Annotated in this window: 23 protein-coding genes and 2 rRNA genes; 16 read left to right on the top strand and 9 right to left on the bottom strand. The window is 46.2% G+C overall.

All coding sequences use genetic code 11. The annotated features are described in order from the left end of the window. Positions 1–17 precede the first annotated feature (17 nt). The 3 genes from AC1S8V_RS01545 to AC1S8V_RS01555 form a co-directional block, all read right to left on the bottom strand. Positions 18–377, bottom strand: coding sequence for a hypothetical protein (locus tag AC1S8V_RS01545; RefSeq protein ID WP_482072157.1), 360 nt, complete (start codon positions 375–377; stop codon positions 18–20). Positions 378–438: 61 nt separating this feature from the next. Further along, positions 439–1,278, bottom strand: coding sequence for a DUF4261 domain-containing protein (locus AC1S8V_RS01550; RefSeq protein ID WP_482072158.1), 840 nt, complete (start codon positions 1,276–1,278; stop codon positions 439–441). Positions 1,279–1,355: 77 nt separating this feature from the next. Further along, the gene (locus AC1S8V_RS01555; RefSeq protein ID WP_482072159.1) at positions 1,356–1,721 is read right to left on the bottom strand and encodes a DUF1304 domain-containing protein; all 366 of its coding nucleotides are present in this window, start codon (positions 1,719–1,721) and stop codon (positions 1,356–1,358) included. A 257-nt stretch (positions 1,722–1,978) separates the two neighbouring features. On the opposite strand from AC1S8V_RS01555, the gene AC1S8V_RS01560 reads away from it, so the two are divergent. After that, positions 1,979–2,512: an MOSC domain-containing protein gene (locus tag AC1S8V_RS01560; protein ID WP_482072160.1), complete on the top strand. Its 534-nt coding sequence runs from the start codon at positions 1,979–1,981 to the stop codon at positions 2,510–2,512. 24 nt (positions 2,513–2,536) lie between these two features. On the opposite strand, the gene AC1S8V_RS01565 is transcribed toward AC1S8V_RS01560, so the two are convergent. Both AC1S8V_RS01565 and AC1S8V_RS01570 read right to left on the bottom strand, forming a co-directional pair. Continuing rightward, a complete protein-coding gene (locus AC1S8V_RS01565; protein WP_482072161.1) occupies positions 2,537–3,361 on the bottom strand; it encodes an AraC family transcriptional regulator in 825 nt (274 codons plus the stop codon). Between the two features lie 28 nt (positions 3,362–3,389). Next, positions 3,390–4,127 (bottom strand): WecB/TagA/CpsF family glycosyltransferase, encoded by a 738-nt coding sequence (locus AC1S8V_RS01570; protein ID WP_482072162.1) that lies wholly within the window; start codon positions 4,125–4,127, stop codon positions 3,390–3,392. 257 nt (positions 4,128–4,384) lie between these two features. Between AC1S8V_RS01570 and AC1S8V_RS01575 the strand changes: the two genes are divergently transcribed. Both AC1S8V_RS01575 and AC1S8V_RS01580 read left to right on the top strand, forming a co-directional pair. Then, complete coding sequence (locus AC1S8V_RS01575; protein ID WP_482074360.1) at positions 4,385–4,834, top strand: SRPBCC family protein; 450 nt, start codon at positions 4,385–4,387, stop codon at positions 4,832–4,834. A gap of 176 nt (positions 4,835–5,010) precedes the next feature. Beyond that, positions 5,011–6,540 (top strand): methyl-accepting chemotaxis protein, encoded by a 1,530-nt coding sequence (locus AC1S8V_RS01580; protein WP_482072163.1) that lies wholly within the window; start codon positions 5,011–5,013, stop codon positions 6,538–6,540. Positions 6,541–6,666: 126 nt separating this feature from the next. Here the strand turns inward: AC1S8V_RS01580 and pyk are convergent, their stop codons facing one another. Continuing rightward, positions 6,667–8,082, bottom strand: a complete 1,416-nt coding sequence (gene pyk / locus AC1S8V_RS01585; protein ID WP_339239141.1) for a pyruvate kinase — start codon at positions 8,080–8,082, stop codon at positions 6,667–6,669. Positions 8,083–8,194: 112 nt separating this feature from the next. On the opposite strand from pyk, the gene AC1S8V_RS01590 reads away from it, so the two are divergent. Next, positions 8,195–8,974: a helix-turn-helix transcriptional regulator gene (locus AC1S8V_RS01590; protein ID WP_482072164.1), complete on the top strand. Its 780-nt coding sequence runs from the start codon at positions 8,195–8,197 to the stop codon at positions 8,972–8,974. A 137-nt stretch (positions 8,975–9,111) separates the two neighbouring features. On the opposite strand, the gene AC1S8V_RS01595 is transcribed toward AC1S8V_RS01590, so the two are convergent. After that, the gene (locus AC1S8V_RS01595) at positions 9,112–9,783 is read right to left on the bottom strand and encodes a phosphatase PAP2 family protein (protein WP_482072165.1); all 672 of its coding nucleotides are present in this window, start codon (positions 9,781–9,783) and stop codon (positions 9,112–9,114) included. A gap of 485 nt (positions 9,784–10,268) precedes the next feature. Here AC1S8V_RS01595 and AC1S8V_RS01600 point away from each other — a divergent pair, with 485 nt between their 5' ends. The 5 genes from AC1S8V_RS01600 (at position 10,269) to AC1S8V_RS01620 (ending at position 12,032) form a co-directional block, all read left to right on the top strand. Beyond that, positions 10,269–10,424, top strand: a complete 156-nt coding sequence (locus AC1S8V_RS01600) for a hypothetical protein (protein WP_482072166.1) — start codon at positions 10,269–10,271, stop codon at positions 10,422–10,424. Continuing rightward, on the top strand, positions 10,424–10,645 hold the full coding sequence (locus AC1S8V_RS01605; protein ID WP_482072167.1) for a hypothetical protein: 222 nt from the start codon (positions 10,424–10,426) through the stop codon (positions 10,643–10,645). The genes AC1S8V_RS01600 and AC1S8V_RS01605 overlap by 1 nt, the downstream gene beginning before the upstream one ends. A gap of 138 nt (positions 10,646–10,783) precedes the next feature. After that, on the top strand, positions 10,784–11,020 hold the full coding sequence (locus AC1S8V_RS01610) for a DUF6953 family protein (protein WP_036607962.1): 237 nt from the start codon (positions 10,784–10,786) through the stop codon (positions 11,018–11,020). A gap of 394 nt (positions 11,021–11,414) precedes the next feature. Next, positions 11,415–11,615, top strand: coding sequence for a cold-shock protein (locus AC1S8V_RS01615; RefSeq protein WP_024633772.1), 201 nt, complete (start codon positions 11,415–11,417; stop codon positions 11,613–11,615). 189 nt (positions 11,616–11,804) lie between these two features. Then, complete coding sequence (locus AC1S8V_RS01620; protein ID WP_017691121.1) at positions 11,805–12,032, top strand: cold-shock protein; 228 nt, start codon at positions 11,805–11,807, stop codon at positions 12,030–12,032. Positions 12,033–12,275: 243 nt separating this feature from the next. Here the strand turns inward: AC1S8V_RS01620 and AC1S8V_RS01625 are convergent, their stop codons facing one another. Further along, on the bottom strand, positions 12,276–12,614 hold the full coding sequence (locus tag AC1S8V_RS01625) for a hypothetical protein (protein ID WP_482072168.1): 339 nt from the start codon (positions 12,612–12,614) through the stop codon (positions 12,276–12,278). 163 nt (positions 12,615–12,777) lie between these two features. Between AC1S8V_RS01625 and AC1S8V_RS01630 the strand changes: the two genes are divergently transcribed. Continuing rightward, a complete protein-coding gene (locus AC1S8V_RS01630; protein WP_482072169.1) occupies positions 12,778–13,512 on the top strand; it encodes a class I SAM-dependent methyltransferase in 735 nt (244 codons plus the stop codon). 56 nt (positions 13,513–13,568) lie between these two features. Here the strand turns inward: AC1S8V_RS01630 and AC1S8V_RS01635 are convergent, their stop codons facing one another. Next, positions 13,569–14,213 (bottom strand): GntR family transcriptional regulator, encoded by a 645-nt coding sequence (locus AC1S8V_RS01635; protein ID WP_482072170.1) that lies wholly within the window; start codon positions 14,211–14,213, stop codon positions 13,569–13,571. A 326-nt stretch (positions 14,214–14,539) separates the two neighbouring features. Here AC1S8V_RS01635 and AC1S8V_RS01640 point away from each other — a divergent pair, with 326 nt between their 5' ends. The 6 genes from AC1S8V_RS01640 (at position 14,540) to AC1S8V_RS01665 (ending at position 23,816) form a co-directional block, all read left to right on the top strand. Further along, a complete protein-coding gene (locus tag AC1S8V_RS01640) occupies positions 14,540–15,361 on the top strand; it encodes a transporter substrate-binding domain-containing protein (protein WP_482072171.1) in 822 nt (273 codons plus the stop codon). A gap of 23 nt (positions 15,362–15,384) precedes the next feature. Continuing rightward, entirely contained in the window at positions 15,385–16,041 is a 657-nt protein-coding gene (locus AC1S8V_RS01645) for an amino acid ABC transporter permease (RefSeq protein WP_482072172.1), read from the top strand. Positions 16,042–16,183: 142 nt separating this feature from the next. Further along, positions 16,184–17,404 (top strand): ornithine--oxo-acid transaminase, encoded by a 1,221-nt coding sequence (locus tag AC1S8V_RS01650; protein WP_482072173.1) that lies wholly within the window; start codon positions 16,184–16,186, stop codon positions 17,402–17,404. Then, a complete protein-coding gene (rocF, locus tag AC1S8V_RS01655; protein ID WP_482072174.1) occupies positions 17,394–18,359 on the top strand; it encodes an arginase in 966 nt (321 codons plus the stop codon). Before AC1S8V_RS01650 ends, rocF begins: the two co-directional genes overlap by 11 nt. A gap of 610 nt (positions 18,360–18,969) precedes the next feature. Next, positions 18,970–20,522 (top strand): 16S ribosomal RNA (locus AC1S8V_RS01660). A 366-nt stretch (positions 20,523–20,888) separates the two neighbouring features. After that, positions 20,889–23,816, top strand: a 23S ribosomal RNA gene (locus tag AC1S8V_RS01665). Together the 16S and 23S rRNA genes form the textbook arrangement of a ribosomal RNA operon. Positions 23,817–23,854: the final 38 nt, after the last annotated feature.

Raw genomic sequence — 23,854 nt, forward strand, 5'->3', positions numbered from 1 at the left:
CATTGTAATACCTCAATTTATTTCAACAAAAATGCCAAAGCCTCGTCATACGTTTCCCATTGGAATTCCGTCTGGTGCGCCGATTCCTTGGAAATCCGATTCAATTGCATTTTGGCGATCGCACCACCTACGGCTACACTAGCCCGCTTCATACCCCACTCTAGCAGTAATTTCTGATGCGCTACAATTTTTTCTTTTGTATCCTGAGGGAAAGCCTTCATGTTCCGCATATCTACTAGCACATCAAAAGAACTTCCCAATTGTTCCGCTATTCTCTGGATTTCTGTATTCGCTTGTTCGACATGTTCAGGAGAAACAATACCTTCCCAGACAATTTCAATAATAGGTTTAGTTGAATCCAAACGTCTAACAGACATGTAGGCAGCTCCTCGATAATAAAATAGCTGCAATATGATAATATAAGATGAATACGTAAATTTAGAATCCAATCTTCAAACTGTTACCTTCCGTCGCTACACCTTTGGAAAGGGAAATGCTCAGCTTTTGTTCTGCCGAGAAACCGAGTGTTTCCCCGTCATGCAGTGTGACGTCGTTTTCAACCACATAAGTTGTGGTCATGAACATCATCTCAAATACATCGCTTAAGGACTCCGACGATTGTATAATCTCCATCTCTTCTTTTCCGAAGTTACGTAGTCCGTAAGTATAAGCTGAAGCGCCTTCGGCACTTTGGAATAATCCGATGAAAATCCAGAGTGAGACGGGCAACTCATCATGCTTGATTCCGCGGCTGGTTTCTACATATTGACTGGCTTCAACAACAAGCGGGGCCATATATATTGCAAGTGCGTGGTCCAACTGTAATAACGCACTCGCAGTCTGAGTGAACAGAACATGTCCCTCAATTGCATTTGTTGCGTTCAGAACGGATACGATAATCTGAGACTGGTGCCGTGAGGTGACTTGTTCTGCTTCTCGCCAAAGGATGTTTAGTTTGGCATTCTCCTCAACTTCACGGTCGGGTACAGGCGCGGCAATGTGAGCACATACCACCTGCATTCCATTTACCTCAAAAAAGAGATTGCCCTCCTCCGGGCGTTCCTCAATCTTGATATCCCACTCGTTTTTCATGTTCCTAATGAAGAGGTCAAAATCACAATCGTCACGCTCCAGCAGGACAAAACCCACGATGGTTTCACTGTAATTCGTCGATTCTACAGTGCCGCCTGTGGGTACCTTCTCCTTTTTACGCCGTCGAAGCTTGTCGAACAATCCCATAACATGTTCTCCTTCCGATCCCAGATTGATTCTGGTCATTGTACACTGCTATCTATTCACTACCTTACCATAAAGGAGTTAAGATGAATCGCAGCAATGCACCTATCGACAGGAAATTACAGGAACAAGACCAGCAACAATGCTATGATCGCAGGCAATCCTTGTTTGATAATGATTGACCGTGAAGCAGTTACTCCTCCATAGAGGGCCGCGATAATCACACAAGCCAGGAAGAAAATCTGAATATGCTGTCCAACGGCAGCATCCGGATACACGAGACCCCAGATCAGACCTGCGGCGAGAAATCCATTGTAAAGGCCTTGGTTGGCCGCGAGGGATTTGGTGGATTTGGCGAATTCCGGCGTGAGATTAAAGGTTTTCATTGTGCGTGGACGAGTCCACATGAACATCTCCATCACCATGATATAGATGTGTTCGACAGCTACAAGAGCTACAAAAATGATACTAATCAAAAGAAACACCTTACTTTCTGATATGTAATTTATTTACTTGTCCATCCTAGTATAAATGTTTGCAACGAGAACGGAAAGAGTAAAATTAATTTGTAACAATTTAATTGTGTGTTGTATAAAATATTTATCATTTTCCAAGTGAGTTATAATGTTAAAAATAAAAAAAACGTACAAAGGTAAGCATACGCCGATTGTCGACAATCCATTCATTGGGTAATAATGAACAATAGAGAAGTGATAATGCTCAGGAAAGGGAGGAGATTACTATGGGAACGGTTCAATTCGTTTTGTTGGCTGATGATCCATCCACATTTGTGACCCGAGTTGTACCTTTTATCGACATTGAGCTTGCAGGAATTCCGGGTGACCGTCATTATGGTCTGCTTCGTCCGGCGGACTCACGTCAGAAAATCTACAAGCGTGGCACACCGATTGCGAATCGTCGCCAGATCAGTATTGTGTCTGAGGAAGAATGTGCTCTTATTGCTGAGAAAATGAACATTCCTGAAGTGCGTCCAGAGTGGCTTGGTGCCAATATACTTGTCCGTGGCATTGATCATTTGACGGAACTGCCTGCTGGAACGCGGCTTTTATTTCCGAACGGTACAGGGTTAATATGCGAAGGGGAGAACCTTCCCTGTGTGCATCCGGGGAAAATGATTGAACAATTCTACGAACAGGACGGTTTGCGTAAAAAATTCGTGCCTGCGGCTCGCAAAAAGCGGGGAATCGTCTGCTCGGTCGAACGGGAAGGTGTCATCCATACGGGGGATACCATAGAAGTCATTCGCCTGTCCTGATTTTCAGGACAGGTTTATAATTGATCAGCCCTCGGCGCTTACTATTCGGAAGTGTAAGTACTCCTCTGGTGTACTGCCAATAATAGACTTGAAATCTCGGATGAAATGGGATTGATCATGATATCCAAGGTCCTGAGATAGCTTAATCAGGTCACATTGAAGACCGCGGTCCATCATTTCTGCAGCATTTTGCAGACGATACAACTTAATTACCGTTTTGGGTCCGATGCCCACATACTGATTGAACAGGCGCTGAAGCTTTCGGGTATGCATATTCCAATAGGAAGATAGATCATCCACTCTCAGCATCTCCCGGTTCTGTTCAATGTGTTGCACAATATCGTTAACCATTACCGCTTGAGCATCTTCAGCAGGAAGGTGTGCACATAATAGCTGGTCGATGTAACTGGTTTTATCCGCATCATCCCCCGCCCCAAGAAGCCGGTCTTCCAAGGATTCCCCTGTGACGTCAAGAATATTGGATACATTCATCGGCTGTCCGTACAATGAAGAGACAGGAACCCGCAGGAAGGGATAAAAACCTCCTGGTTTGAACTTCACGCCCAATACACGACCTTTCCCGCTCACAAGATAGGAGAATTTACGTCCCGATGGTCCGAAGAAAAACGTATTATTCCGTTCCACAATCAGATTGACACAGGGGTTAGGCACGACATGTTGGGGATACGGTTCAAGTCCAGTCAGATCCCACGATACGATCCAGTAATGTTTAACAAAAGGGCGAAGTGCTTCGGAAGGAGCATGGCGTGTCAGTTGATACTTATGATCACCTTCATTCAGATTCAGCAGGCCCATACTTGGTCTGTCTCCTTGTTCTACCTGTTTCATCCGAATCATTCCTCCTGCTCATCACACATTATTTAGGTTCTCTGAACAACAATGCCCGCACAGCAAAACGGGGTAAAATGAGTTGCCTGCGCCATCTCGAAGGTTGACTGAGGAGGCGATAGAGCCATTCCAGATTAAGCTTCTGCCATATCGCAGGGGCACGTTTGGTTTTTCCAGCCACGATATCGAGACTGCCTCCTACACCTATGGCTACACGAGCGTTCAATCGATGGCGATATTTGTTAATCCAGTGTTCCGCATGGGGCGCGCCAAGAGCTACAATAAGAAAGTCTGGTTGAGCAGTACGAATCTCTTCCACAATCTGTTGCTCCTCATCTGCCTGGAAATAACCATGGTGTCTGCCTTTTACGATAACTCCTGGGTAACGCTGTGCAATGATTTTTACTGCCTGTTTACTGACGCTTTCCTCTGCTCCCAGCAGGTAGAAAGACCAGTGTTTTTGATCGCCTTCCTCCAATAAACGAAATAGCAGATCACAACCGGTTACCCGTTCAGTCAATTGTCCGCCCCGAAAACGGGATACCATCACAATGCCAGCACCGTCAGCTGTGACCAACCCCGCTTGATCGACGACTTTGCGAAGAGAGGCATTCTTTTGACAGTTCATAACAATCTCGGGATTGCCTGTGATGACATGGAATAGTTCATTACTTTCCTGATCTACGACTTCACCAAGAATTGCAACAGTTTGATTCATCGTTACATTGGGAAAAGGGATGCCCATGATATGGGTTGACTGGCTCATGTCTTATTTCCTTTCTGCTTGTGTCTTATCAACTTGAACAACTCCTGTTATTTCATTCCAGTTTAGTATATCTGATCTTCTGGGAAAGCACTATATGGGCGTAATTCATTTGGATTGGGGTAGAACACTCCTGAAAACATAAAGGGCTTATATTTTACCTGATGTCGCGTTTTTACAATACGGCCTTTGGGGTATAACGATAGGATAGGAGTGCGAGGTTGGCAGATCGCTATCCATTACATAAAGGGAGTGAGTCCATGGAACTGAAATATGAATTCTATATCAACGCAGGACTGGAAGATGTGTGGAATGCTCTAATATCACCAGACGGCACACGGAATAGTTTTTTCGGCAGCGAACTTCGCACCAATTTCCAACCAGGCCAGCCATTTGCTTATGTAGGGCCAGGTAATGATGGTGCAGAGACTGTCCATGTGTATGGAGATATATTGGAATTTGAACCGTTGTCCAGACTTAGTTATCAGGAGCATCCCGGACCGTCATACCATGCCAATCATGCCGAGCTGCAATCCAGAGTGGTCTTCCAGTTGGAAACTGTGGGGGAGTGTACGAAGCTGACGCTGATTAATGATCAATTTACAGATAATCATCCTTCCATTGCGAATGCACAGAGCAGCTGGTGGATGATTATAAGCAGCATCAAAACTTGGGTGGAGACGGGGAAAACACTGAATTTTGGCTGGTAGCTGGTAAGAGGCAGTCATTTAAGATTTATTTTCAAAAAAATAAAGGCATTTAATATAAGAACCAGTGCTGATTCAGCGCTGGTTCTTGTTTTTATGCAAAATTAAGACCATTGCTCTACATTTAATGTCTGATAATGTCGAAATATATATCATATGAGCTAAGAGGAGAAATGAGCATGTTTCGTAAACGTACTGAATCGACCAAACACCTTCGTATAGATGCGCATCAGAATTTACTGGAGTATAGTCGTAAACTGGTAGCAAACGCAGAAAAGGGCGACTATGACGCATGTATCGAAGATGGCATTGAGTTTCAGGATACCGATGAAATAGCTAGTAATATCAAAAAAGCAGTACATATGATGAAAACACAAAACGAAGCCGTGGAAATGCGTCTTAGAATGCTGAATCAGGCAATGAATGTGGGATTATGGGAATCTGAAATTGTTGCTGGTGATCCACTGGATAACAATAATATCGTTTCATTTTCGAATGAATTCCGCCAAATGTTAGGCTTCCATAATGCCAAGGATTATCCCGATTCATTTGCAAGCTGGGCCAAATCGATATATCCGGATGACAGACCCCAACTGGTGCAGGAGATTATGAAACATGTGAATGACACAAGAGCAACAACTGCCTATAACGTCATCAGCCGTATGATTACAAAAAGTGGAGAGATTCGCTGGTTCCGATGCCTTGGACAAGTCATCCGAAATCAGGCTGGAGTTCCGGTTAAACTTCTGGGTATCATGTTTGACATTCATGAGGAGAAGAGCAAATCCGATGAGCTGGAAGCGCTCGTTACCCGATATGATCTTGTTAACCGCGCCTTGGTCGAGGCCCCATGGGATATGACCGTTGTAGCTGGAGATGTGGTTAATCCGAATAATGAATTTTGGTGGTCACCCCAGTTCCGCCGAGAATTAGGATTTAAAGATGAGCAGGATTTCCCGAATGTGTTCAGCAGCTGGAGTAGCCGTCTTCATCCAGAAGACCATGATCGCACGATTAACGAGTTCGCCAGACATATGAATGATTATAGTGGCCGTACGCCGTACGATCTGGATTATCGTTTGCAACGCAAAGACGGAGAGTATCGGTGGTATCATGCCGGCGGGGAGACCATTCGGGATCATGATGGAGTACCGCTCCGTGTAGCTGGAACCATTCGAGATGTTACCCATGAGAAGAACAAGGAACAGATCGTAGAAGCGATGAATATGAAAACCAAACAATTGTCGGAGTCCATTGGTGAGATGGTACGTGGAATCAATTCGATCACCGATCAGGCACAGGATTTGGTGACTGCACAGGAGTTATCTGCCGATGCAGCCATTCAAGTGAAAAGCAGTGCAGATGATACGAAGAATATAACGGTGTTTATTCGAGAGATTGCCAGTCAGACCAATCTGCTCGGGTTGAATGCAGCAATTGAAGCTGCACGAGCGGGGGAGCTGGGACTGGGATTTGGCGTCGTTGCGGGTGAAGTGCGGAAACTGGCTGATCATAGCTCAGAGGCCACAGTAAATATTGAAGACAGCATGCAGAAGATGAAAACACTGATTGATCAGATTCTTGAGCATATCGGTAATATGTCCACGTTAACGCAAAATCAGGCTGCCCTGACACAGCAGGTAAATGCTTCAATGGATGAGATCAACACCATGTCACAGGATCTGGTTAATTACTCGCGGAATCTATAATCTCGAGGCCGGTCGTTGTAACATCACGATCATTGACACACATCATCAACAAAAACCACCGGGAGGCATTTCTGCTCCCGGTGGTTTTTTGTAATTCTATTTATAGTTACATGTTCATCTGCTCAATTATACTTGTTGAACTTTAATCAGGTTTGTATTACCGGATTGACCGATTGGAACACCAGCGGACAATACAATAATGTCACCTTTTTCGATGTAACCTGTTTTGATTGCGTTACGTGTAGCAGACTCGAACATTTCATCCGTTGTGGTTACTTTGTCGCCCATAACCGGAATGACACCGGAAAGCAGGCAGATTTTCGCCAATACTTCTTCATGTTGTGTAACTGCGATGATCGGTGCTTTTGGACGATACTTGGAGATCATACGCGCGGTGAATCCACTCTCAGTCGAAGTGATGATTGCTTTTGCATTCAGTACGAGGGAAGAACTTACAGCGCCCTGACTGATAACTTCAGTAATATCAGCGATCTGTTGAGCCGATTTTTGTGCGAATTGTTCTTTGTAATCGATCATGGTTTCAGCACGGCGAGCAACAGCAGCCATCGTGCGGACGGATTGTACCGGATATTTACCAGCAGCTGATTCACCGGACAACATCACAACGTCTGCACCTTGAAGTACAGCATTCGCCACGTCACTAACTTCGGAACGAGTAGGGCGTGGGTTCACTTGCATGGACTCCAGCATGTGTGTAGCTACGATAACCGGTTTACCAGCGCGGTTACATTTATCGATCATTTCTTTTTGCATCATCGGCACGTCTTCGATCGGCACTTCAACCCCGAGATCTCCACGAGCTACCATGATACCGTCAGATGCTTCGATAATATCATCCAGGTTCGTCATACCTTCCTGGTTTTCAATTTTGGAGATGATCTGTACGTGTTCTACACCGCGCTCTTTCAGAATGCTGCGGATTTCACGGATGTCATCGCCTTTACGAACAAAGGATGCTGCAATAATTTCGATATCGTTTTCGATGCCGAATCCGATGTGCATAACGTCACGCTCGGTTACACCTGGCAGTGTCGTTTTGATTCCTGGCAAGTTAACCCCTTTGCGAGGTTTCAGAATGCCGCCACTGATAATTTTACAATGGATATCGGAACCCTCCACGGACAGTACAGTTAGATCCACAAGGCCATCATCAATGAGGATACGATCGCCAGGTTTTACAACGAGGTTCAGTTCCGGATAGTTAACTGAGATACGCTCAGCGTCACCAAGAATTTCTTCAGTTGTCAGGATCAGTTCTTTGCCAGCTTGCAGGTGGCAGGATGCTTCTTTCAGTTTGCCAATACGTACTTCCGGCCCTTTGATGTCCATCATGATCGGTACATAGGTGTTCAGTTCGGAAGCCGCTTTACGGATATTGTTAATCCGTGTAACGTGATCTTCCAGTTCGCCATGAGCCATGTTCAGACGGGCAACGGTCATACCTTCCTGAATCATTACTTTCAACAATTCGATTGAGTCACAAGCAGGTCCCATGGTACAAATAATTTTCGTTTTTAACATGCTAATTTCCTCCTCATATTTATGCTTATATGTGTATTGTAGCGTTTTCTGTCGAAACAGGGTATGAACTATAGTACAATGATTAGAGTATAGTCCAGTAATGAGGTGTGTTATGGTTACTCCACTTGAAGTACGACACATTAATGGTGTTGGTTGGTACGAAGAAGCTGTGCAAACTCAAGAGACTTGGCGACTTAGCTTGGTTACATATGGGAAATGTGTATATTGGGTGAACGGTGATAAACAGATCATGGAAAAGGGTGAATTGCTACTCATTCCAGGTGGTGTCCCGTATTATGGCAAGAGTATTCCTACGGTAACGCACACACAGATTGTGATTCAACTGCAGCGTGACCATACGGAAGGTTTACCTGCATTGGAGCGGTATGAGGCTTTGCGGCATAAACCGGGATGTTACGAACTGATTCATCAACGCATGAGCGCTATCCATCAGCAGTGGCAGGAGCGTCCGTCTTATTATGTCATGATGAGCCAAGCCTTATTGATGGAAGTGTTGATTTATATGAACAGGGAGCTTGATCGTGGAGTTATCCCGCCGGAGAGGCATAATCATGTTGAACGGATGAAGCGATATATTGAGCGGCATTATCGGGAGAAAGTGACGAAGGAAGAACTCGGGGACGAGATCAATAAGACTCCCAATTATGCTGCTGCCTTATTCAAAAGCATGACAAATCAGACCATCAGTCAATATGTCCATGATCAACGGATGAAACGAGCCATATATTTGCTCACCGAGTCACAACTCTCCATCCAGGAAATTGCCGAATTTCTCGGCTACCGGGATCTGTCTTATTTTTACCGCATATTCAAACGTATAACCGGAAGTCCACCGTCTGACCTTCTTCATGAACGGCCACCTATAGTATGAAACGCGTAGTCCAACCCAAATAAAGTTCTTCTATATAAGTAGGTTTAATTAAATGAGTACAAAAAAAGAGGGCCTATGCCCTCTTTTGCTGTATGGCAGGGTCATTTCCCTCCTGTTACATACATAAATAAATCGCACTATACATGACTGCTTGGATTAGAAGCTGTGAGTGGCTGCTTGCCTTTTTTTCGTGCCTGCCCAAGACGAAGAGCAAAGACATGTACAGTCCAATACGCGGCCTCTGCAAACAAAATCCCTCCGGCTATATCGAGCAAGGAATGCTGTTTAACAAACACCGTCGAAGCAATAATCAACCACAACCATACCGACCAGGAGATCCGTGCCAAAGGCTTAAAGTTCAAGTGTCTGTTGATGATAATAAATAGCAAGTAGCTGGTCAGAACGTGAACACTTGGGAAACAATTAAATGGAGCGTCATTCGAATAGATAAACTGTACTAACACGCTACTCAGATCAGTTCCGCCGACCTCCGGGCGTGGCACATGGGTAGGGAACACCGCAAAACAGACATTGGCAGCCATAACACCAACATTATAGGTAATCAACGTACGCCAGAATAGCGACTTGTTCGTCAGACCCAAATAGAGAAATCCAAGATACAGAATGGGCATCCAGCTAATGTACGGATAAATAAATTCTTTGAGAAAAGGAATCTGTGTATCAATCCAGGCATAATTGTAGAATACTTCACTTCCGGTGTTGCTGCCTAGAAATACGTAAATGGAGCCTTGGAGCGGTATGCACAGAATAGCGAGTAAATGCCCCCAGCGCTGAAAGAATGCTTTCATAGTATCCCCCTGATTTCATTATGCAGTGTGAAACTATCGTTTTGGTACTTCATAGATATATGACGTTGGAGAGTCGCCGCACCCCTGCAGCATTGGACTCTTGTAATACTATAATGGACAGATAAAGGTATAAGCCATACCTGATTTTAGGGGAAAAGCAGTCAGGATAAGTCTCTTTTTTGTTACTTTTATAGTTTTATCCATAATAGGGATATTCAATATATTGGCGATGTGATACAACTATATCGGCATATAAATTCATATGACAACGAAAAAAGTAAATGAAACGAGGTAGGCAAATGTATGATTCATCCGCAATCCAAGCCAAAACATTCCTTTTCCGAGCGCAAACCTATGCTCACCGTCGTGATTATTGAGCTGCTTCTCTTGTTAGCCGTATTTGCTGCTGGGCCATTGCGACGATAGAACAACTGGACTACACTTCCCCTGTATTCATCTCCTTTACACCCATTGCAATTGTTCTGATGATCTATCTGACGTTAAGACGCAAGTGGGGAGAGACTGGATTTCGGTCCTTGCGAAGTATCCCGGCTGGCCACGCAAAGTATTATATTCCACTACTCCTTGTACTGGGTACACTTGCCCTGAAAGGATTTGGGGAGCTGCACTGGCGTTATTAATGCTGAAGAACGGAAATATCTTACCGCTCATTTTGTTTCATTTCATACATAATCTGATTCAATTCCTCGGGAATGACCTGGAGGACCCAGGAACACTTCCCTATGATCTTTTCATACTGGCAGTACTGATTGCATACTGTGCATGGTTAGTCTGGAGCCATCGAGAGAATTCATCTATTCCTTCCAAAGGGAATGAGCAGGCTAATACGGTTGTTCATTAAGGGTCTCACCTGAAAGGTATCATATAGTTTCCCGTCAGCAGTTGGATCATGGTATACTTCAGTCTGGCGGGGAAGACAGGTATGTTCATAATGCGAATTCTGTCTATTCGTACATTAGTACAGACAGTAGGTGAGATTGTGGAAAAGACAGCACAGGGCGTAGCGGAATGGATGGTTCAGGAGATTAAATTCACAGGAACACTTCATCAGGAAGCTGCCATAGAATATGTGAAGACCCATTTTGGCGAAGAGTTTGTTTTTGTGAACGAGAACGGCAATACGTCGTTGTCCAAGGAAGTGAAGAAGGCTTTCCGGAAGCTTCATCGTGGGCAGATCGCCTGGGATCGGGATGCATTTATGTGGGCATGGACATAGTGTGTTAAACTGTAACAAAATGATTCTTTGGTTGTGTTGGATATGCATGTCAAAATATTATATAAAAAATGTATAAGCTGGATGAGATCTGCATATCCTTTCATAAGACCGCACACGAGCGGCCTGGCACATAAGCGTGTAAACCCTGTCCCCGTGCCAGTTAATAACATGTATTTCCAAAGCTGTTTGAAAAGAAAATACAAAGATTTGCTTTTTGGCTGAATTGGAGTTATAATAAAAACAAGTTGTAGAGAGTGGAAAACCTAATTCATATATTGTAAAGGGCGATCACTTATAGGTTTATGACTGGTACCTTTTTCAATGTGTGAATTTTTATTTGCTTGCTGCAAAGAACAAAGGAACATGTTAATCTTTATTTGGAGGTGTAATTCACATGCAAAACGGAACAGTAAAATGGTTCAACGCTGATAAAGGCTTCGGTTTCATCGAAGTTGAAGGCGGAGAAGATGTATTCGTACACTTCAGCGCTATTACAGGCGAAGGCTTCAAAACGCTGGACGAAGGTCAACGCGTGCAATTTAAAATTGTACAAGGAAACCGTGGTCCTCAAGCAGAAGAAGTTGTAAAACTGTAATTAAAGCATAGCTGCCTTTAACATGTTATAATGGTAAAGGCAGCTTCTTTTTTTTGATCAGTTATATAAAAAGTCGGCCCATTAGTTGTCGAGGCAGGAGTTCGGTGGGACGTGAAACTTCCGCTAAGTGTAGGCTTCTGTGAAATAACGTCGGTTAGATGTTTTTCCATAACAAAGGGGGTAGAAGTCATGTATAATCGCAAAAAACCGTTGGAAGAGATTCCACAAGCTGATGCGGCAATCTGGGAATGTACGAGTGATACGTGCAAAGGATGGATGCGGGACAATTTTGCGTTTGATAACGTACCTACTTGTCCAATATGTGCTTCTGAGATGGTTAGCACGACTAGGATGCTACCATTGCTTGAGAATTCGAATAGCAATCTGAAAACGATGCCTAAAGGAAATCGGATTTAACATAGCTTACCCGCCTCTAACGAGGTGTTTTTTTTTAAGATCAAACCACCCTGTGCGAAGGTAAGGGTATTAAATATGAAGTTCCCGGCATTCGTTTTAGCGAATGCCTTTTTTTGTATTATTTTTTAACAGAATATATAGTGTAATTTACGTGAATCGTATGAAAAAGATAAAGACCCCTTTCGCTATAAGCAAAAAGGGTCTTTGTTAGGACTACAATTTTACCACGATCAGATTTGATTTTTAGATGAATAGGAATGGCAGCAGGAACAGTGTTGCTACCAGAGCCAGTTCGATCCCTGCTCCATAGCCATAACCCCGACCGTATCCGTATGGACCGTAGGCCGAAGATTTAACTTTCTTTGTTGCAACAGCGTTTTTCTTGCTGCTTTTTACCAGCTGCTGTTTGGATTTGACTGAACATAGCCGTGGTCCCTCGAAACATCCGTTCAAATAAACTTTGCCATCACGACATTGACTAAGCGTACCATACATATGCTTACCGTCTTTCATAATGAGACAAACGGGACGTCCCACGTGCGGAGACACCGTCTCTTCACATACCGGATGAATTCTATGCATGTATATCCCCCTCATAGTTGCGGTTTGCCGCTAAAATCAACGGTTTGTATATCATAGTAAATAAAAGAGGATTTGGTATGGACGAGTACCCGGTAAATCGAATAGGGAGGAGCCGTTTTTGAGTCTATTCCATACACTGGGAGGAGTGAGGAGGGAATGTTGCGTGGATTATCATGACATGCTGGCTCGGTTAGGGGAGGGGAGTGCCCATCCCGGAGGATTTTTGGCAACGATGAAGTTACTGGATAGCTTATCTCTGCCTCTGGGTAGTCATATCCTTGAGATAGGGTGCGGCACTGGGAGGACTGCGTGTTACCTGGTTAAAAGTGGTTATCGGGTAACAGCCATTGATCTTCATCGCCACATGCTGGATAAGGCAGTTCGGCGAGCAAGGCGAGAACGAGTGGATGTTCGATTTGTTCAGGCCGATGTAGCAGCGTTACCTTTTCCGGAAAATCATTTTGATGTGGTATTTGTGGAGTCGGTTACGATCTTCACCCCATGGCGGAGTGCACTTGCTGAGTATATAAGAGTGTTGAAGCCCGCTGGACTTTTGGTGGATCGGGAGATGGTTCTATCCGGACGGAAGACCGAATTGATGTGTCGCAGACTAAAGCAATTTTACGGCATACGAACCCTGGCAACGGCGACAGCATGGAGAAAACGCCTCAAACAGTGTGGTTTCACCAAGGTAGAGGTCAAAGAACATTCGCGATCTATGGGAAAATGGGGCGTTGATCATGATCCGCATCGCGAGATGGATATGAATTGGTTTGAGGATGAACGTATGCAGCGTATGAGTCGCACCAATGATCGTTTACTCGCTAAATACGGTAAAAAATTAGGATATGCTGTTTTTGCGGCTAGGGCACCGTTGGAGGTCAAAAAGGAAAAGTAGGAAAAAGGCAACTCACAATAGTGTGGGTTGCCTTTGGTTTGTTTCGACAGAATGTACTACAGCATATCGTTATCGATAATACGCCAATGGTGCTTAAGCAGGGATTCCAGTTGTAACTTATCCTTGGCTCGAAAAGCGCTTAAAATTTGTCGGTGCTCTTCATTAACTTCGAGCAGTACCTCAGACAGTTTTGGCTTATTATCACTAACATATGACTGCCGGATGAAGCTGTTCTTCAACGTGTTTAACATCTCAATTACTGTGGCGTTACCACATCGCTGGATGTAGAGGTTATGGAACTGGTACTGGTTCTTGTTATAAGCGGCAAGATCAAGTTGGCTAATATCCTCGTCCATTCGGACAACCAGAGTTTCCATTTCCAATAGTTCGGATGGTTTAAGGTGATCTGCTGCGAGTGTGGCAGCAAGTGACTCCAGTACACCGATTGCCTGGGAGAACTCCAGTTTTTTACCTGCATCAAAAGGAGTGACAATAAATCCCCTGCGTGGGATGTATTGCAATAGATTGTCCGAAGCCAGTTGGAAAAGCGCCTCGCGAGTAGGCGTGCGACTGATGTCCAGCTTTTTGCATATCTCGGCCTCGTTGATCTTTTGATTGGGAAGTAGCGTCCCGTCCTGAATCTTCTGGGCAATGTAATCGTATACGTGATCTTTCAAGGACCGGTATTTAGGTACCTCCATACCGAATCCTCCTTTCTATGTATAGTGATGATTGGATGGGTGTGGGGCCAAACAGTGAGCGCCGTTCAGGAGTTTAAAGTTTTTATCATCTTAACACCGAGGGGGAAGTTGGGCAAGCAATCTTCATGCTCCAGGCGGTGTAAGTGCCATGATATATATAGTATATTTTATGGAATTAAAGCGTATAATTGTTTAAAAAATGATTGTGATAAACCGGAATGTTTGTTAGTATTACTTACATATAAGCCCATATATTGTCTTATGTATATTGTATACAAATTTATCGTTATGTTACTCAGTCCAACAAAAGAATAGGGGTATGCTGTGTGAGAAAAGTACTGTTGCCAATGATGCTGTTGTTAGTGGTTGTAATCATGTCTGCTTGTGGTCAGGAAAAAACGACAGGAACCGGATCAGACGCTACTTCGTCTTCGGGAAGTAGCTCTGCGGAAAAGGAAGTAATTGTACTTGGAACCAGCGCGGACTATGCACCCTATGAATTTCATAAGAAAATTGATGGTAAAGATACTATCGTAGGTTTTGACATCGAGATTGCCAAAGCGATTGCGGCTGATCTGGGAGCCGAGCTGAAGATTGAGGACATGGACTTTGATGGACTTCTTATGGCCCTCGGTACAGATAAGGTTGACTTTGTAATATCAGGCTTAACCCCTACCGATGAACGAAAGGAGAACGTTGATTTTACGGATATCTACTATTATGCAGAGCAGGCTGTACTTGTTAGAGAAGGGGAAAATGCGGCAATAAAATCCGTAGATGATCTATCGGGCATGCAGGTTGGTGTACAGAAAAGTTCCATTCAGGAAGGAATTGCTCAGGAAATCGAGGGAGCAAAGCTCACCTCACTGGCTAAAATACCTGAACTGATTCTGGAGTTGCAGACGGAGCGCGTAGATGCACTCATTTTGGAGAAGCCAGTGGCTGAACAGTATGTGAAGAACCAAGAGGGGCTTGTTGTTGCGGGTATAGAGATTGAACAGGCTGAAGATGAGGGGGGTTCGGCCATCGCGGTGAAGAAAGGTAATCAGAAGCTACTGGATCAGATCAACACTACATTGGAAAAGCTCAAAACCAACGGAGATATTGAACGGTTCGTCGTTGAAGCGAATGAGATGCTCGGTGAATAAACCGGACGAGTGAGGGATATGCCGTGAATTTAGATTTTTCCTTTCTATTAGAACATTGGCAGGATTATGCACGAAGTGCGTGGGTCACGCTTGAGCTTTCCTTCTTCGGCGTATTGTTAGGTACGTTGCTTGGTGTGATCATGGCACTAATGCGGATATCTCGAATATGGCCAATTAAGTTGGTCGCATCGGCGTATATTGAACTTATTCGAGGGACCCCGATGCTGGTACAGATTCTTATTATTCATTATGGTCTGACCGTTATAGGTGTGAACTTGCCGGCATTTATGTCGGGGGTGGTGGCTCTAACGATGAATAGCTCAGCTTATATGGCGGAGGTGTTCAGGGCCGGGATTCAAGCGATTGATAAAGGACAGACGGAAGCTTCGCGCTCCCTTGGCATGACGCATGGTATGACACTTCGCTACATTATACTGCCACAGGCTTTTCGTAACATGCTCCCAGCTATAGGCAATGAATTCATTATTATCATTAAAGATTCTTCGCTTGTCTCCATGATCGGCATAGCCGAGATTATATACACGGCGAGAACGGTTCAGGGTGTTACGTTCCAGCCACTTGCTCCGCTGCTTGTTGCCGCGGGACTCTACTTTATAATCACATTTACACTGGCCAACTTGCTCTCCTGGTTGGAACGTAAACTGTCTACTTCTCGATAACTATTGATAAAGGATTCGATTCGAAGAAGAGCTGGGAGTAGGCTACTGTGGAAATAGTGGGATGTAGTCGTAAATGGCGGTGGTATCGCATACATTGATATTATATTTTGTATACAATATTTTGGAAAGGTGTTGGGCGTGTATGTCAGATTCCAAAATGTTAATGGATTGGTCGGAGCGTTATGCTGCACCTAATTATCATCCACTCCCTATTGTTGTTGAACAGGCGGAAGGAGTATGGGTAGAAGACCCTGAAGGCTGCCGTTATATGGATATGTTAAGTGCATACTCTGCATTGAATCATGGTCACAGACATCCTGTGATCATACAGGCGCTCAAGGATCAGGCAGATCAGGTTACGCTGACATCACGGGCATTCCATAGTACTTCAGCTTCTTTTTTCTATCAGAAACTCGCACAATTCACGGGAAAATCCAAGATTCTTGCCATGAATACAGGAGCGGAAGCAGTGGAGACCGCGGTAAAGGCGGTGCGCCGGTGGGCTTATCGTTGTAAAGGTGTGCCGGAGAATCAAGCCGAAATTATCGTATGTTCTGGTAACTTTCACGGAAGGACTTTGACGGTTACGTCCTTTTCATCTTCAGAGGAGTATAAAAAAGATTTTGGGCCGTTTACACCTGGATTCCGAATTATCCCTTATGGAGATATTGAAGCACTGAAGAAAGCCATTACACCGAATACGGCTGGGTTTCTTGTTGAGCCCATTCAGGGTGAAGCCGGAATTGTTATCCCGCCCGATGGATATCTGGCTGAAGCTTTTGCTTTGTGCAAACAACAGCAGGTGTTGACTGTATCTGATGAGATCCAGACTGGATTCGGAAGAACGGGTCGCCGGTTTGCCTCCGATTGGGAAAATGTTGAACCAGACATCTGGATTATGGGCAAAGCGCTGGGTGGAGGGGTCATGCCTATCTCGGCTGTTGCTGCTGATGCGGAGATACTGGACTTGTTTGAGCCGGGGTCTCATGGATCTACGTTTGGGGGGAATCCACTGGCCTGTGCTGTGGCTGTAGCAGCCCTGAAGGTTCTTGAAGATGAGAAGCTCGCTGAGCGATCGGAGCGTCTGGGGAACTATTTTATGAAAAGACTTCGTGATATTCGCAGTTCGGCTATAAAGGATATTCGGGGTAGAGGTTTATTTATTGGGGTTGAGTTGTATGGATCGGCACGTCCTTATTGCGAGCGTTTGATGTCTGCTGGACTGCTGTGCAAAGAAACCCATGAGACAACCATTCGGTTTGCTCCACCACTAACGATTAGAGAGTCCGAAATTGATTGGGCCCTGAAGAGAATTGAACAGATTCTGATAAACAATGAAGGAGCTGACCAACATGAAAAATGATGATGATGTCCATGGTGGGATAAAAGATACTTCTAATAATACTGGTCAAACATCTGCACGGCGCAATGTTGCCATCATTAAGGTTCCTTTCGGACTCGGTGGAGCGAGAGGTGGTGCAGAGTTAGGACCAGATGAATTAATTACAGCTGGACTGAAGCGGGAGATCGCGAGCCTGGGGCTAGTGCTTTCCAAAGAAGTGCGAGTAAAGTGTCCAATTGAACCGTCTGTCCCTGCTGAGCGGAATCGGGTGAAATATTTAAACGAAGTACGTCAGGTCAGCGAGAATGTGTTTAATGAAGTATCTGTTGCGGTAGAGGAGGGGGCCTTTCCGCTTGTGCTTGGAGGAGATCATAGTGTAGCGATAGGTACTTTCGCCGGATTAACTGCGCATTATTCTAGTCTGGGAGTGATCTGGTTTGATGCGCACGCAGACTTGAATACGGAAGAACGAAGCTTGTCCGGTAACATGCATGGGATGAGTGTGGCTGCTTCTTTGGGTCATACTGCATATAATCTGTCTCACATTGCTGGAGCAGGCGCATTTATAGATCCGTCCAACTTGGTCTATATTGGTCTGCGTGATCTGGATGAGTATGAGAAGGAACAGATTAAGGGACTGGGCATCCAAGCATTCACGATGCATGATATTGACCGGATGGGTATACAGCAAGTTATTGAGCAAGCAATAGCTATAGCTGGAGAAGGAACGGATGGTATTCATGTCAGCTTTGACATGGATTGTCTGGATCCACGAGAAGCTCCGGGTGTAGGGACGCCAGTACCGGGTGGTTTGAATTACCGAGAGGCACATTACGCATTGGAGCTACTTGCTTCCACTAATCAAGTTACGTCCATGGAACTGGTGGAAGTGAATCCGTTGCTTGATCACAATAGACATACGGCAAGACTCGGGGTAGAACTGATCGCTTCGTTACTTGGTAAGCGGATTTTGTAAGCACTGAGAAGAGAAGCTGAGTGTGCATGTAGTGCTTAAGGTATGATTGTCTTCTTTATATAGAAAAAAAGAGAAAAAGAGATTTCCGAAAATCAGGGCTAGTCACAATGAATGTCCTCTGAAATCGTAGTGGATGTGACTTCCCTGGTTAAGTTTATTGGATAAGTATAATAGTAGCTTCGTAATAAGCATGCTGAGGTTAATGATAGTACAAGGGTGACAGATTACATATTAGGCGGATGAAGCAGGTTGTTTTCATTATCAAAAAAATACTTGCAATCAAAATCCGTACATGGTATATTCTAATTCCGGCCAAGAAAACACGGTATATACGGTGCGGCAAGCGAAACGGATAAGCTTCGAAAGGAACTTAAAAAAAGAGCTTGCAAAGTTGGTTCGGAAGTGTTATGATATAAAAGTTGCTGAAGAGAACGACATTCGGTAACAAAACAAGTTTGATCTTTGAAAACTGAACAACGAGTGAGTGAACATTCTGCTTGCAGAATGAACGCGAAAGTTGGAAACAAGCCTTGGCTTGGATCGACTGGAGCACAAATGAGATTTTTAATCTCGTCAGATTCAAAATGAGCTTATCGCTCTTTTCAATACTTTATTGGAGAGTTTGATCCTGGCTCAGGACGAACGCTGGCGGCATGCCTAATACATGCAAGTCGAGCGGAGTTGATAGGAAGCTTGCTTCCTGGATACTTAGCGGCGGACGGGTGAGTAACACGTAGGCAACCTGCCCTCAAGTTTGGGACAACTACCGGAAACGGTAGCTAATACCGAATAGTTGTTTTCTTCGCCTGAAGAGAACTGGAAAGACGGAGCAATCTGTCACTTGGGGATGGGCCTGCGGCGCATTAGCTAGTTGGTGGGGTAACGGCTCACCAAGGCGACGATGCGTAGCCGACCTGAGAGGGTGATCGGCCACACTGGGACTGAGACACGGCCCAGACTCCTACGGGAGGCAGCAGTAGGGAATCTTCCGCAATGGGCGAAAGCCTGACGGAGCAATGCCGCGTGAGTGATGAAGGTTTTCGGATCGTAAAGCTCTGTTGCCAGGGAAGAACGCTTGGGAGAGTAACTGCTCTCAAGGTGACGGTACCTGAGAAGAAAGCCCCGGCTAACTACGTGCCAGCAGCCGCGGTAATACGTAGGGGGCAAGCGTTGTCCGGAATTATTGGGCGTAAAGCGCGCGCAGGCGGTCATTTAAGTCTGGTGTTTAATCCCGGGGCTCAACCCCGGATCGCACTGGAAACTGGGTGACTTGAGTGCAGAAGAGGAGAGTGGAATTCCACGTGTAGCGGTGAAATGCGTAGATATGTGGAGGAACACCAGTGGCGAAGGCGACTCTCTGGGCTGTAACTGACGCTGAGGCGCGAAAGCGTGGGGAGCAAACAGGATTAGATACCCTGGTAGTCCACGCCGTAAACGATGAGTGCTAGGTGTTAGGGGTTTCGATACCCTTGGTGCCGAAGTTAACACATTAAGCACTCCGCCTGGGGAGTACGGTCGCAAGACTGAAACTCAAAGGAATTGACGGGGACCCGCACAAGCAGTGGAGTATGTGGTTTAATTCGAAGCAACGCGAAGAACCTTACCAGGTCTTGACATCCCTCTGATCGGTACAGAGATGTACCTTTCCTTCGGGACAGAGGAGACAGGTGGTGCATGGTTGTCGTCAGCTCGTGTCGTGAGATGTTGGGTTAAGTCCCGCAACGAGCGCAACCCTTATATTTAGTTGCCAGCACTTCGGGTGGGCACTCTAGATAGACTGCCGGTGACAAACCGGAGGAAGGTGGGGATGACGTCAAATCATCATGCCCCTTATGACCTGGGCTACACACGTACTACAATGGCCGGTACAACGGGCTGCGAAATCGCGAGATGGAGCCAATCCCAACAAAGCCGGTCTCAGTTCGGATTGCAGGCTGCAACTCGCCTGCATGAAGTCGGAATTGCTAGTAATCGCGGATCAGCATGCCGCGGTGAATACGTTCCCGGGTCTTGTACACACCGCCCGTCACACCACGAGAGTTTATAACACCCGAAGTCGGTGGGGTAACCGCAAGGAGCCAGCCGCCGAAGGTGGGATAGATGATTGGGGTGAAGTCGTAACAAGGTAGCCGTATCGGAAGGTGCGGCTGGATCACCTCCTTTCTATGGAGAATCGTTTCCCGCGTGGAAACATTCAAATCAGCAGGTTCTAAGAACCTGCGACAGCGATTCATTTCGGTCCGTCACTTCGGTGTGGATGAAATGAAGAGCACAAGTAACTCACTCGTTGCTCAGTTTTGAGAGCTCAAACTCTCAAACAGCTTGCTTTTGCATGGAGCTTGTTCTTTGAAAACTAGATATCGAAACGAAACAAATGCGAATTAGAACATTCCTTTTTAGCTGAACTTGTGTAAACAAGTTTCAATAAAAACGGTAGTTAATTGCTTTTGCGATGGTATTGAATGGGAGTGACTTTTGGCTTTGCGTAAGCAAAACAAGGGAAGCGAGCAGTCAAAACCGGAGCAATATGGTTAAGCTACTAAGAGCACACGGAGGATGCCTAGGCGCTAGGAGCCGATGAAGGACGTGGCGAACAACGAAACTGCCTCGGGGAGCTGTAAGCAAGCTTTGATCCGGGGGTGTCCGAATGGGGAAACCCAGCTGGGGTAATTTCCAGTTACTCACAACTGAATACATAGGTTGTGCAGAGGCATACCAGGGGAACTGAAACATCTAAGTACCCTGAGGAAGAGAAAACAATAGTGATTCCGTCAGTAGCGGCGAGCGAACGCGGAGAAGCCCAAACCAGAGAGCTTGCTCTCTGGGGTTGTGGGACGTCTCACATGGAGTTACAAAGGAACCGGTTAAGCGAAGAGGTCTGGAAAGGCCCGCCAAAGAAGGTAAAAGCCCTGTAATTGAAAGTTGGTTCCCTCCGAGACGGATCCCGAGTAGTGCGGGGCACGTGAAACCCCGTATGAATCCGGCAGGACCATCTGCCAAGGCTAAATACTTCCTAGCGACCGATAGTGAAGCAGTACCGTGAGGGAAAGGTGAAAAGCACCCCGGAAGGGGAGTGAAATAGAACCTGAAACCGTGTGCTTACAAAAAGTCAGAGCCCGTTTTAGGGGTGATGGCGTGCCTTTTGTAGAATGAACCGGCGAGTTACGTTCCCGTGCAAGGTTAAGGTGAAGAGCCGGAGCCGCAGCGAAAGCGAGTCTGAATAGGGCGAGTGAGTACGTGGACGTAGACCCGAAACCGGGTGATCTACCCCTGTCCAGGGTGAAGGTGCGGTAACACGCACTGGAGGCCCGAACCCACGCATGTTGAAAAATGCGGGGATGAGGTGGGGGTAGCGGAGAAATTCCAATCGAACTCGGAGATAGCTGGTTCTCCCCGAAATAGCTTTAGGGCTAGCCTCGGAAAACAGAGTCGTGGAGGTAGAGCACTGATTGGGTGCGGGGCCCGCAAGGGTTACCAAGCTCAGTCAAACTCCGAATGCCATAGACTTACTTCCGGGAGTCAGACAGTGAGTGCTAAGATCCATTGTCAAAAGGGAAACAGCCCAGACCATCAGCTAAGGTCCCCAAGTGTGTGTTAAGTGGGAAAGGATGTGGAGTTGCACAGACAACCAGGATGTTGGCTTAGAAGCAGCCACCATTGAAAGAGTGCGTAATAGCTCACTGGTCGAGTGACTCTGCGCCGAAAATGTAACGGGGCTAAACACACCACCGAAGCTATGGCTTGATGCTTTGCATCAGGGGTAGGGGAGCGTTGTGTTGGGGTTGAAGGTGTACCGTAAGGAGCGCTGGACACAACACAAGTGAGAATGCCGGTATGAGTAACGAAAAGATCAGTGAGAATCTGATCCGCCGAAAGCCTAAGGGTTCCTGAGGAAGGCTCGTCCGCTCAGGGTAAGTCGGGACCTAAGGCGAGGCCGAAAGGCGTAGTCGAAGGACAACAGGTCGAAATTCCTGTACCACCGTAAGCCGTTATGAGCAATGGGGGGACGCAGTAGGGTAGTGACGCGGACTGATGGATGTCCGTCTAAGCAGTAAGGCTGATGTGTAGGCAAATCCGCACATTGTAAGGCTGAGCTGTGATGGGGAGTGAAAATTACAGTAGCGAAGGTCATGATCTCACACTGCCAAGAAAAGCCTCTAGCCAGGTGATGGTGCCCGTACCGCAAACCGACACAGGTAGGCGAGAAGAGTATTCTAAGGCGCGCGGAAGAACTCTCGTTAAGGAACTCGGCAAAATGACCCCGTAACTTCGGGAGAAGGGGTGCCCCGGTAGTGTGAATAGCACGAGGGGGCCGCAGTGAAAAGGCCCAAGCGACTGTTTAGCAAAAACACAGGTCTGTGCGAAGCCGTAAGGCGAAGTATACGGGCTGACGCCTGCCCGGTGCTGGAAGGTTAAGGGGAGTGGTTAGGGAGCAATCCCGAAGCTGTGAACCGAAGCCCCAGTAAACGGCGGCCGTAACTATAACGGTCCTAAGGTAGCGAAATTCCTTGTCAGGTAAATTCTGACCCGCACGAATGGCGTAACGACTTGGGCGCTGTCTCAACGAGAGATCCGGTGAAATTTTAATACCTGTGAAGATGCAGGTTACCCGCGACAAGACGGAAAGACCCCATGGAGCTTTACTGCAGCTTGATATTGAATTTGGGTACGATCTGTACAGGATAGGTGGGAGCCTTTGAAACGTGAGCGCCAGCTTGCGTGGAGGCAACGTTGGGATACCACCCTGATCGTATCTAGGTTCTAACCTGGTACCGTAAACCGGTGCGGGGACAGTGTCAGGTGGGCAGTTTGACTGGGGCGGTCGCCTCCTAAAGAGTAACGGAGGCGCCCAAAGGTTCCCTCAGAATGGTTGGAAATCATTCGAAGAGTGCAAAGGCATAAGGGAGCTTGACTGCGAGACCTACAAGTCGAGCAGGGACGAAAGTCGGGCTTAGTGATCCGGTGGTACCGCATGGAAGGGCCATCGCTCAACGGATAAAAGCTACCCTGGGGATAACAGGCTTATCTCCCCCAAGAGTCCACATCGACGGGGAGGTTTGGCACCTCGATGTCGGCTCATCGCATCCTGGGGCTGAAGTAGGTCCCAAGGGTTGGGCTGTTCGCCCATTAAAGCGGTACGCGAGCTGGGTTCAGAACGTCGTGAGACAGTTCGGTCCCTATCTGTCGTGGGCGTAGGAAATTTGAGAGGAGCTGTCCTTAGTACGAGAGGACCGGGATGGACGTACCGCTGGTGTACCAGTTGTTCCGCCAGGAGCACCGCTGGGTAGCTATGTACGGAAGGGATAAACGCTGAAAGCATCTAAGCGTGAAGCCCCCCTCAAGATGAGATTTCCCAGTATGTAAGACCCCTTGAAGACGACGAGGTAGATAGGCTGGGGGTGGAAGTGCAGCAATGCATGGAGCTGACCAGTACTAATCGGTCGAGGGCTTATCCAAATATGCAAGTTCTAAATCGCAGGTTTCGTTTCGAATCT

The sequence above is a fragment of the Paenibacillus sp. B46(2026) genome, from assembly GCF_056786355.1.